The sequence below is a fragment of the Mycobacterium sp. genome (assembly GCF_046095365.1).
In the GTDB taxonomy this organism is placed as follows: Bacteria; Actinomycetota; Actinomycetes; order Mycobacteriales; family Mycobacteriaceae; genus Mycobacterium.
Map to the genome: position 1 here is coordinate 1 of NZ_JBJTJF010000143.1, position 10,977 is coordinate 10,977.

Sequence of the window (10,977 nt, forward strand, 5' to 3'; positions counted from 1 at the left end):
ACCGGCGGTGCCGGCGGCGGGGGAGGCGCGACCTTCTTGACCGGGGCGGCCACCTTCACCGGCTCAACCGCGACCGGCTTGCGGAACAGCCGCGGCAGGAAGGCGAGCAGGCCGAGCAGACCCAGGATCGGGATCAGCCACCACCACTTGAAGCCGCCCTTCTTCTCGACCGACGGCGCGGTGGGCGCGGTGCTGGGCTTGCTCATCGAGGTGGTCCCTCCTGTGCCGAATCCGGGGATCTTGCCGGCCAGCGCGGCCGGGACGGTCACCAGGCCGGCGGCCTTGGACCACTGGATCTGGGTCCCGTCGGGACCGACGAAGGTGCTGGTGAGGGTGCCGTCAGCGGTGGTGGTGTCGGCGTTGGGGTAGCCGAACGGACTCTTGATGCCGCCGGCCTGCCGCCAGGCCTCCAGTACCTTGCCCTTGATCACCCAGGCGCCCGAAGCCGGACCCCAGTAGATCGAAGCCTCTTCGCCGTTGGCCTCGGTGAAGTCGTTGAACCGGCCGACGCCGTCGCCGGTGTCGCTCTCGTCGTTCTTCGGGAAGCCCAACTCGCCGCCGGGGCCACCCAGGGCCTGGTACTTCTTGAAGATCTCGCCGTACATGGCCTGCGGGCCGGTCTCCTTGGAGTAGAAGATCGCACCGTTGGCGTAGTCCTTCTCGACCCCGCCCTTGACCTCGACGGCCTCGCCGGTCGGGGCGCCGAGCGGCGAACTCTCACCGCCGAACTGCGTGTAGTGGTCGTTGATCTCGTTGACCGCTTCGGTCGACGGGGCCGCGCCCGCGAGGGGCGCGCTGGCCAGCAGGGTGCCGGCCACCACGAAGATCCCGCTCAGGGCGAGCGAGGCACCGCGGCGACGCGGCGACGAAGTTGCTGTCACAACTAACTCCTTTTAGGTGTCTTTCCCGGGTGGGAATGGTTGGGCTGACTGTAATGCCTGGTTTGCTACACGTCCCCCGAACAGTGAGATGACGCCGGGGCGGGAGGGGGTTTCGACCGCCCCGGCGTCATGCTGTGCGGTGTTAGCGGTCCTTCCGGTAGTTCGGATGCCGGGGGTCGTCCTCGCGGATGCTGGGATCGGCGATGTAGGCCTCGCGAGCCCGGAAGACCGTCGACTCGTCACCGACGATGTCGTCGTCGGGATGCTCGCCGGTCGCGCGCTCGACCCACTCGACCTCGCGGGTGCCGTGCTCGATGTACTGGGCCTCCACCTCGGTGGCCTTGCCCATGACACGGCGGGTGACGTGCACCTCCTCAGTGCCATGGTCGACGACCCGCTGGACTTCCCGTTCCACGAACTTCTGGACGATCACCGGCTTCTCGACGACGACCTCGACGATCCGCTCGACCGGCTTCTCGACGATCTTCTCGACCTCGACGTAGACCGGCTTCTCGACGATCTTCTCGATCCGGGTCTCGACCGGCTTCTCGACGATCACCTCGTTGACGTACTCGACGTCACGCTCGATGACCTTCTCGATCAGCACCGGGTTGGTGACCGTCTTCTCGAGTACCTTCTCCACCGGCCGGTCGATGACCTTCTCGACGATCTTGGGCCGCTCGACCACCTTCTCGACGACACGGTCGACCTGTCGGTCGATGACCTTCTCGACGATGTTGGGCCGCTCGACGATCTTCTCGACCACCCGGTCGACCGGCTTCTCGATGACTTTCTCGACGATGTTGGGCTTCTCGACGATCTTCTCCACGACCCGGTCGACAGTCCGCTCGATGACTTTCTCGACGATGTTGGGCTTTTCGACGATCTTCTCGACGACGCGGTCGACGGGGCGCTCGATGACTTTCTCGACGATGTTGGGCTTTTCGACGATCTTCTCCACGACCCGGTCGACAGTCCGCTCGATGACTTTCTCGACGATGTTGGGCTTCTCGACGATCTTCTCGACGACCCGGTCGACGGCGCGCTCCAGCACCTTTTCGACGATGTTGGGCTTCTCGACGACCTTCTCCAGGACGCGGTCGACGGGGCGCTCGACGATCTTCTCCACCACGTTGGGCTTTTCGACGATCTTCTCGACGACGCGGTCGACGGGACGCTCGATGACCTTCTCGACGATGTTGGGCTTTTCGACGATCTTCTCGACGACCCGGTCGACGGGCTTCTCGACCACCCGTTCGACGATGTTCTCGACGGCGATCTCGACGACCTTCTCCACGACCTTGACCACCGGCTTCTCCACCGTGATCTCGACGATCCGCTCCACCGGCTTCTCGACGGTCTTGTAGACGATCTTCTCTACCGGCACCTCGATGATCTTCTCGACGATCTTCTCGACCGGCTTCTCGACGACCCTGGTGATGACCTTCTCGACCGGCTTCTCCACGACCCGCTCGACCACTCGGTTGACCGGTACCTCGACGACCTTGTCGACGATGCTGACCACCGGCTGTTCGATCAGACGCTCGACGGTGACCGGCTTCTCCACCACGTTGTCGCGGATGTCGACGATCAGCCGCTCGACCAGGCGTTCCACCTGCGCCGGCCGCTCCTGGACCTTGTCGACGATCGACACGACCAGTTTCTCGACCAGGCGCTGGACCTCCGCCGGCTTGTCGGTGATCTTGTCGAGGATATTGACCACCGGGCGCTCGACCAGCCGCTGAACCTGGACCGGCCGGTCGGTGAAGGTGTCGGTCACCGTCACCTCCGGGCGCTCGATGTTCCGGGTGACCGAATGCGCCTTGTCGACGATCTCGTCGACCACGGTGACCACCGGGCGCTCCACCAGCCGGCCCACCTTCACCGCCTTCTCGACGACGGTGTCTTCGACGGTGACGACCGGGCGCTCGAGGGTGCGGGAGACCTTGACCGGCTTGTCGACGACGGTGTCTTCGACGGTGACGACCGGGCGCTCGAGGGTGCGGGAGACCTTGACCGGCTTGTCCACGACCGTGTCGGCGACCGTGACGACCGGGCGCTCGAGGGTGCGGGAGACCTTGACCGGCTTGTCGACCACCTGGTCGACCACCGTCACGACCGGGCGCTCGACCGTCCGGGAGACCTGAGCGGGTTTGTCGACCACCTTGTCGACGGTGTCGACGACAAGCCGCTCGATGACCCGCTCCAGAGTCACGGGTTTGTCGACGACCCGCTCCACGGGACGCTCAACCAGCCGTTGGACCGTGTAGGGCTTGTCGACGAAGTTCTCGACGATGTTGAGCGGTTGGTTGGGGATCTTGTCAGCCACAGGTGCTCCCTTTCGCGCGACTTGGCCCAGCCACAACCTCAGATGCCGGTTCTCGTAACGCGTTTCGGCAACTCAGGGGCAAGCCAGGTCGTCTTATTCCAGTTAGATTCACCAAGCTAGTCAACCGTTTGTTTGCCTCGCAAGGTTTCGGCGAAAGTTTTGTGACCGAATCAAACCGCTATGAAATCCTTGCCCGGCCACGCTGCGCGTGGTAGGCCCAAACGTCGGCCCAACTGGGAATTTCGGGGCGAGGTCCGGCTGGGGCGCTCGCCTTCCCAGGGGCCGTGCGAGGGTGCCGGACTTGACGGTGCCGGCTCGTCGCTGAATCTGCAGCAGTCCGTCGAAAACCCACCGAAGCGCGCGGCCGTTCCGCTTCGCGCCCCGCGAGGTCGGCCGGTCGCGGCGGCCGGTCATGGTAAGCCTGACGCATGTCCGAGAGCCTCTTCGAACTGCCGGATGAGCGGGCGGGTCGGAACCCGGGCGGCCCGGCTCCCGGCACCGCACCGCTGGCCGTCAGGATGCGGCCGGCAGCACTGGACGAGGTGGTCGGCCAGGCCCACCTGCTCGGGCCGGCCTCGCCGCTGCGCCGGCTGGTGGAGGGATCGGGCGCGGCGTCGGTGATTCTCTACGGGCCACCCGGGACCGGGAAGACCACGCTGGCGTCACTGATCTCGCAGGCGACCGGGCGCCGGTTCGAGGCGCTGTCGGCCCTGAGCGCGGGGGTCAAGGACGTGCGCGCGATCATCGACGTGGCCCGCCGGGCGGCGACGCACGGCGAGCAGACCGTCCTGTTCATCGACGAGGTGCACCGGTTCTCCAAGACTCAGCAGGACGCGCTGCTGGCCGCGGTCGAGAACCGGGTGGTCCTGCTGGTGGCGGCCACCACCGAGAACCCGTCGTTCTCGGTGGTCGCGCCGCTGCTGTCGCGCTCGCTGATCCTGCAGTTGCAGCCGCTGACCGCCGAGGAGGTCCGGGTGGTGGTCCTGCGCGCCGTCACCGACCCGCGCGGGCTGGCCGGCACCGTGGGAATCGACGACGAGGCGGTCCGCGTGCTGGTCGAACTGTCGGCCGGTGACGCCCGCCGGGCGCTGACGGCCCTGGAGGTGGCCGCCGAGACCGCCGCCGGCGGCACCATCACCGCCGAGGTCGTCGAGCAGTCCCTGGACCGGGCCGCTGTCCGCTACGACCGCGACGGCGACCAGCACTACGACGTCGTCAGCGCCTTCATCAAGTCGATCCGCGGCTCCGACGTCGACGCCGCACTGCACTACCTGGCCAGGATGCTGGTGGCGGGGGAGGATCCCCGTTTCGTAGCCCGCAGGCTGGTGATCCTGGCCAGCGAGGACGTCGGGATGGCCGACCCCACCGCGCTGCTCACCGCCGTGGCCGCGGCCCAGACCGTCGCGCTGATCGGGATGCCCGAGGCCCAGCTGACCCTGGCACACGCCACCGTCCACCTGGCCTGCGCTCCGAAGTCCAACGCGGTGACCACGGCGCTTGGCGCGGCGATCGGCGACATCCGTGCGGGAAAGGCCGGTCCGGTCCCGGCGCACCTGCGCGACGGGCACTACCCGGGTGCAGCACGGCTGGGCAAACCCGGGGGCTATCGCTATCCGCACGACGACCCCGACGGTGTGCTCGCCCAGCAGTACCCACCCGACGAGATCGTCGGGGTCGATTACTACCGTCCCAGCGGCCGGGGCGCCGAGCGTGAGATAGCCGGCCGGCTGTCCAGGTTGCGTGCCATCATCCGGCGGCGGCGGACATAGGCTGGAGGCCGTGGACCTGACCGACGAGGTGCGGGCTTTCTGCCGGGGCCGCGGAGACCTCGAGCGGTTGTGCTTCCGGTCGGTCAGGCTCAGCTTCCTGGGTGGGTGAGCCGGTAATGTAACGCGGTCGAAGCCCGCGGTGCCCCCCTGCCACACCCGAGCCCCCACGCAACCACCAAAACAAGGACCAACCCACCCGTGCAGACCCACGAGATCAGGAAGCGGTTCCTGGATCACTTCGTCGCAGCAGGCCACACCGAGGTGCCCAGTGCGTCGGTGATCCTCGATGACCCCAACCTGCTGTTCGTCAACGCGGGCATGGTCCAGTTCGTGCCCTTCTTCCTCGGTCAGCGCACACCGCCGTACGACACGGCCACCAGCATCCAGAAGTGCATCCGCACCCCCGACATCGACGAAGTCGGCATCACCACCCGGCACAACACCTTTTTCCAGATGGCGGGCAACTTCTCCTTCGGCGACTACTTCAAGCGCGAAGCCATCGAACTGGCCTGGAGCCTGCTGACCAAGCCGGTCGAGGCCGGCGGCTACGGGTTCGACCCGGAACGACTCTGGGCGACGGTCTACTACGACGACGACGAGGCCGTGCGGCTGTGGCAGGAGGTGGCCGGCCTGCCGGCCGAGCGGATCCAGCGCCGCGGGATGGCCGACAACTACTGGTCGATGGGTATCCCCGGCCCGTGCGGCCCGTGCTCGGAGATCTACTACGACCGTGGTCCCGAATACGGCGTCGAGGGCGGGCCGGAAGCCAACGAGGACCGCTACATCGAGATCTGGAATCTCGTCTTCATGCAGAACGAGCGCGGCGAGGGCACCTCCAAGGAGGACTTCGAGATCCTGGGTCCGCTGCCGCGCAAGAACATCGACACCGGGATGGGCGTGGAACGCATCGCCTGCCTGCTGCAGGGCGTGGACAACGTCTACGAGACCGATCTGATGCGACCGGTGATCGACGCGGTGGCCGCCAGAGCGCCCCGCGGCTACGGACAGGGCAACGCCGCCGACGACGTCCGCTACCGGGTCATTGCCGACCACTCCCGGACGGCGGCCATCATCATCGGCGACGGAGTCACCCCGTCCAACGAGGGCCGCGGTTACGTACTGCGCCGACTGCTGCGCCGAATCATCCGTGCCGCAAAGCTTCTCGGGATCGACCAGCCCGTCGTCGGCGAACTCATGGAGTGCGTGCGCGACGCGATGGGGCCGTCCTACCCCGAACTGGTCGCCGACTTCGACCGGATCAGGCGCATCGCGGTCGCCGAGGAAACCGCGTTCAACCGGACATTGGCGTCGGGCTCGAAACTGTTCGAGGAGGCCGCCGCCGCGACGCGCTCGGCCGGCAGGACCGAGCTCGGCGGTTCTGACGCGTTCACCCTGCACGACACCTACGGGTTCCCGATCGAGCTGACCCTGGAGATGGCGGCCGAGGCCGGCCTGAGCGTCGACGAACTCGGCTTCCGCGAACTGATGGCCGAGCAGCGCCGCCGGGCCAAGGCGGACGCCGCCGCCCGCAAGCACGCCCACGCCGACCTGTCGGCGTTCCGTGAGCTCCTCGACGCCGGCCCCACCGAGTTCACCGGTTTCGACGAGCTCAGTTCGCAGGCGCGGATCCTCGGGATCTTCGTCGACGGCAAGCGGGTCCCGGTGGTCGCGCACCATCCGAGGCTGCACTCGGAAACCGTTGCGCCCGAACGGGTCGAGCTGGTGCTGGACCGCACGCCGCTCTACGCCGAGTCAGGCGGCCAGATCGCCGACGTGGGGTGGATCGCCGGCACGGGTTCGGGGGAGTCGGCCAGAGCGGCCGTCGGCGATGTGCAGAAGATCGGCAAGACCCTGTGGGTGCACCGGGTGAACGTGGAGTCCGGCGAGTTCGTCGAAGGGGACACCGTCGTCGCGTCGGTGGATCCGGGCTGGCGGCACGGCGCCACCCAGGGACATTCCGGCACGCACATGGTTCACGCCGCCCTACGAGAAGTGTTGGGCCCCAACGCTGTTCAGGCCGGTTCGCTGAACCGGCCGGGCTACCTGCGTTTCGACTTCAACTGGCAGGGCGCGCTGACCGACGACCAGCGGACGCGGATCGAGGAGATCGCCAACGAGGCCGTTCAGGCCGACTATCCGGTGAACACCTTCGTCACCGAGCTCGACAAGGCCAAGGCGATGGGGGCGATGGCCCTGTTCGGCGAGCAGTATCCCGATCAGGTCCGGGTGGTGGAGATCGGCGGGCCGTTCTCACTCGAACTCTGCGGCGGCACCCACGTCGGGAACTCCGCGCAGATCGGCCCGGTCACCATCCTGGGCGAGTCGTCGGTCGGCTCCGGTGTGCGCCGCGTGGAGGCCTACGTCGGCCTCGACTCGTTCCGCCATCTGGCCAGGGAGCGTGCGCTGATGGCCGGACTGGCTGCGACGCTGAAGGTGCCGTCCGAGGAGGTCCCGGGGCGGGTCGCCACGCTCGTCGATCGGCTCAGGGCCGCCGAGAAGGAACTCGAACGGATGCGGCTGACCAGCGCGCGCGCGGCGGCCGGCGATGCCGCGGCGGCAGCCGAGCGGGTCGGCGGGGTCCGTCTGGTGGCCCGGCAGATGGCTGCCGGGATGACCGCCGCGGACCTGCGGTCCCTGGCCGGTGACATCCGCGGCCGACTCGGGTCCGCCCCGGCCGTCGTGGTCCTGATCGCCGAGGGCCCCGCCGGCGACGACGGCCCGTCGGTGCCGTTCGTGGTCGCCGCCAACGAGGCCGCGCGGGAAGCCGGTGCGCGGGCGGACGGCCTCGTCGCGGTGGTGGCCTCGGCCGTCGGCGGTCGGGGCGGCGGAAAGGCCGACCTGGCACAGGGGTCCGGCAAGGACCCGGCCGGCATCGACGCCGCGCTGGCCGCCGTCCGCGCTGAGCTGGACCGGAGCTGAGGCCGGTGACCGCCGACCGCGACCCGCGGCCCGACCGTCCGGGCGCAGACGACCCGGGCCGTGGTCGCCGGATCGGCGTCGACGTCGGCGCCGTCCGCATCGGGGTCGCGGCCAGTGATCCCGACGGCATCCTGGCCACCCCGGTGGAGACCGTGCGCCGCGACCGTGGTGGTGCCCACCTGCGCCGGATCGCCGCCCTGGTCGAGGAGACGGGTGCCGTGGAAGTCGTGGTGGGCCTGCCGCGGACCTTGGCGGACCGGGCCGGTTCGTCGGCCGACGACGCCACCCGCATGGCCGGGGAACTCGCGGCGCTGATCAGCCCGGTGCCGGTCCGGCTGGCCGACGAGCGGCTCACGACGGTGAGCGCGGCGAGATCCCTGCGCGAGGCGGGGGTGCGCGCCAGGAATCAACGGGGGATGATCGACCAGGCTGCCGCCGTGGCTATCCTGCAAGGCTGGCTCGACCAACGCCGCAACGCGGCCACGACACTGAAAGAGTGACGATGCCCGACGACGTGACATCCGGCGACTTCATTCCCGACGACGTGATTCCCGACGACGTGATTCCCGACGGCCCGCGCCCGGACCGCGCGGAGCCGACCCTGGTCGGCGCGGCCCGCGGGACGTCGCCGGCAGCCCCGGCCAAGGGCAACCGCGGCAGGCTGCTGGGTCTGCTGGGCGTTCTGCTGGCGATCGGACTGGCGGCGTGGCTGCTGGGCCCGAGGTTGTTCGGCGGCCCGGCGCTGCCAAAGGACTACAGCGGCGAGGGCAAGGACGACATCATCGTCGAGGTCCACCCCGGGGACTCGGGGTCGGTGATCGCCCAGGATCTGGTGGACAAGGACGTCATCGGCGACGTCGGGATGTTCATCGGGGCGGCATCGGGCAACGCCGAACTGGCCGCGATCCAGCCGGGCTTCTACAAACTGCGCACCCAGATCCCGGCGGCGACAGCCGTGCAGAAGCTCACCGACGCCAAGTCGCGGGTCGGCAAGCTGGTGATCCCGGAGGGCAAGCAACTCGACGACATCGAGGTGGTCGGCACCGGCGACGTGAACCCGGGCATCTTCTCGCTGATCGCCGACGCGAGCTGCGTGGACCTCAACGGGACGCGAAAGTGCGTGTCCGACAAGGACCTGAAGGCCGCCGCGGGTGAGGGAACGCTGCAGTCCCTCAACGTGCCGGACTGGGCGCTGAAGGGGGCCGGCGCGATGGGGCAGAGCCACCGTCGGATCGAGGGCCTGATCGCACCGGGCACCTGGAACATCAACCCGGCGTCGTCGGCCAAGGAGATCCTGGCCAAGCTCGTCGCAGACAGTGCCGAGCGCTACGTCAAGGGCGGCATCCTGGAGTCGGCCAAGGGGCTCAACATCTCGCCCTACGAGGTGTTGATCGTGGGGTCGCTGGTCCAGAAGGAGGCCCAGCCCGCCGACTTCGCCAAGGTGGCCCGCGTCATCTACAACCGGCTTGCCAGCGACTACGACCGGTTGGAGTTCGACTCAACGGTCAACTACCCGCTGGACCGCCAGGAGGTGGCCACCACCGACGAGGACCGCCACACCGAGACTCCGTGGAACACCTACGCCAAGGCCGGCCTGCCCGCCACGCCGATCTGTTCGCCGGGCGCGGATGCGCTGGCGGCTGCCGAGAAGCCCGAGGCGGGGGACTGGCTGTATTTCGTGACCATCGACTCCGATGGCACCACGCTCTTCACCAGCGACTACCAGGAGCATCTGGCCAACCGGGACAAGGCGCTCAGCAGCGGCGTGCTCGATTCCGGACGATGAGATGACTGCGCGCAAGGCGGCCGTTCTGGGCTCGCCGGTCGCGCACTCGCGGTCGCCGCAACTGCACCTGGCAGCCTATCGGGCTCTGGGATTGGACGACTGGAGCTACCGGCGCATCGAATGCGGCGCTGACGAATTAGCCGCTCTCGTAGCGGGTTTCGGCCCGGAGTGGGTAGGTGTTTCGGTCACCATGCCCGGTAAGTTCGAGGCCCTGCGCGTCGCCGACGAACGAACCGAGCGGGCCGAACTGGTCGGCTCGGCCAACACCCTGGTGCGCACCGCAACCGGCTGGCGTGCCGACAACACCGACATCGACGGGGTGGCCGGCGCGCTTGCCGATTACGCCGCGCGGCGCGGCGGTCTGCACAGGGCGACCGTGCTGGGCTCCGGGGGGACCGCCCCGGCCGCGGTGGTGGCGCTGGCCGGGCTGGGTGTCAACGAGATCACCGTCGCGGCACGCAGCCCACAGAATGCGGCCCGGCTGGTCGAACTGGGCTCGCGGCTGGGCGTGGAGACGGCGTTCCACCGCCTCGGCGACGACGGGCTGCGGGAATCGGCGGAGCGGACCGACGTCGTGGTCAGCACCATCCCGGCGGAGGCCGCCGCCGGACTGGCCGAGACGCTGGCCGGCGTCCCGGTGCTGCTCGACGCGATCTACGACCCGTGGCCCACCCCGTTGGCACGAGCGGTCGCCGCATCCGGCGGCGAGGTCATCAGCGGGCTGCAGATGCTGCTGCACCAGGCGGTCAGCCAGGTCGAACAATTCACAGGCCGGCCCGCGCCGCGAGAGCAGATGGCGGCCGCCCTGGCATAGCCTGCGGCGCCATGGGATCTCTGCCGGCGGCTGCGTGCGGGGCGGTGGTGGTGTGGGCGGCCGCTCTGTCGATCGCGGACCTCAGGCGGCACCGGCTGCCCAACGCGCTCACGGTGCCCGGAGCCGTGGCGATTCTCGTCGGCTGGGCGATGTGCGGCCGCGGCCCGGCCGCCGTCCTGGGAGCGCTCGCGCTGGGCGGGCTCTACCTGGCCGTTCATCTGGCTGACCCCGCCGGCCTCGGCGGCGGCGACGTCAAACTCGCGGTGGGGCTGGGCGCGCTGACCGGAGCGCTGGGGGCCCCGGTGTGGCTGCTGGCCGCGCTCGGCGCCCCGCTGCTGACTGCGGCGGGCTGTCTGCTGGGCGGGCGTGGCGGGACGGTACCGCACGGACCGTCCATGCTGCTGGCCAGCCTGACCGCGGCGGCGTTGGCGGTGCTGTGAGCCGGACGTGGGAAGATGATCGCGTGTTGCGATGGACCA

General features: G+C 69.0%; 8 protein-coding genes. 6 read left to right on the plus strand and 2 right to left on the minus strand.

From position 1 onward, the window contains the following. Positions 1–881 (minus strand): LGFP repeat-containing protein (locus ACKOQ4_RS11265; protein ID WP_526291812.1); only part of this gene is annotated, 881 nt, incomplete at its 3' end. 142 nt (positions 882–1,023) lie between these two features. Next, positions 1,024–3,210 (minus strand): hypothetical protein, encoded by a 2,187-nt coding sequence (locus ACKOQ4_RS11270; RefSeq protein ID WP_526291814.1) that lies wholly within the window; start codon positions 3,208–3,210, stop codon positions 1,024–1,026. A 428-nt stretch (positions 3,211–3,638) separates the two neighbouring features. Here ACKOQ4_RS11270 and ACKOQ4_RS11275 point away from each other — a divergent pair, with 428 nt between their 5' ends. From ACKOQ4_RS11275 to ACKOQ4_RS11300, 6 genes are all read left to right on the plus strand, one after another. Then, positions 3,639–4,979, plus strand: a complete 1,341-nt coding sequence (locus tag ACKOQ4_RS11275) for a replication-associated recombination protein A (protein ID WP_526291816.1) — start codon at positions 3,639–3,641, stop codon at positions 4,977–4,979. A gap of 198 nt (positions 4,980–5,177) precedes the next feature. Continuing rightward, a complete protein-coding gene (gene alaS / locus ACKOQ4_RS11280; RefSeq protein WP_526291818.1) occupies positions 5,178–7,898 on the plus strand; it encodes an alanine--tRNA ligase in 2,721 nt (906 codons plus the stop codon). 5 nt (positions 7,899–7,903) lie between these two features. Further along, positions 7,904–8,398 (plus strand): Holliday junction resolvase RuvX, encoded by a 495-nt coding sequence (gene ruvX, locus ACKOQ4_RS11285; RefSeq protein ID WP_526291820.1) that lies wholly within the window; start codon positions 7,904–7,906, stop codon positions 8,396–8,398. A gap of 2 nt (positions 8,399–8,400) precedes the next feature. Beyond that, positions 8,401–9,684, plus strand: coding sequence for an endolytic transglycosylase MltG (gene mltG / locus ACKOQ4_RS11290; protein ID WP_526291826.1), 1,284 nt, complete (start codon positions 8,401–8,403; stop codon positions 9,682–9,684). Position 9,685: 1 nt separating this feature from the next. Further along, the gene (locus ACKOQ4_RS11295; RefSeq protein ID WP_526291822.1) at positions 9,686–10,498 is read left to right on the plus strand and encodes a shikimate dehydrogenase; all 813 of its coding nucleotides are present in this window, start codon (positions 9,686–9,688) and stop codon (positions 10,496–10,498) included. Between the two features lie 11 nt (positions 10,499–10,509). Further along, positions 10,510–10,938 carry a prepilin peptidase gene (locus ACKOQ4_RS11300; protein WP_526291824.1) on the plus strand — a complete coding sequence of 143 codons (429 nt, stop codon included), beginning with the start codon at positions 10,510–10,512 and terminating at the stop codon, positions 10,936–10,938. The last annotated feature ends 39 nt before the right edge of the window (positions 10,939–10,977 follow it).

Bases quoted from the DNA above. Each gene is read 5' to 3' on its own strand.
- ACKOQ4_RS11275 (WP_526291816.1), top strand. From the start codon at position 3,639: ATGTCCGAGAGCCTCTTCGAACTGCCGGATGAGCGGGCGGGTCGGAAC.
- mltG (WP_526291826.1), top strand. From the start codon at position 8,401: ATGCCCGACGACGTGACATCCGGCGACTTCATTCCCGACGACGTGATT.
- ACKOQ4_RS11295 (WP_526291822.1), top strand. From the start codon at position 9,686: ATGACTGCGCGCAAGGCGGCCGTTCTGGGCTCGCCGGTCGCGCACTCG.
- ACKOQ4_RS11300 (WP_526291824.1), top strand. From the start codon at position 10,510: ATGGGATCTCTGCCGGCGGCTGCGTGCGGGGCGGTGGTGGTGTGGGCG.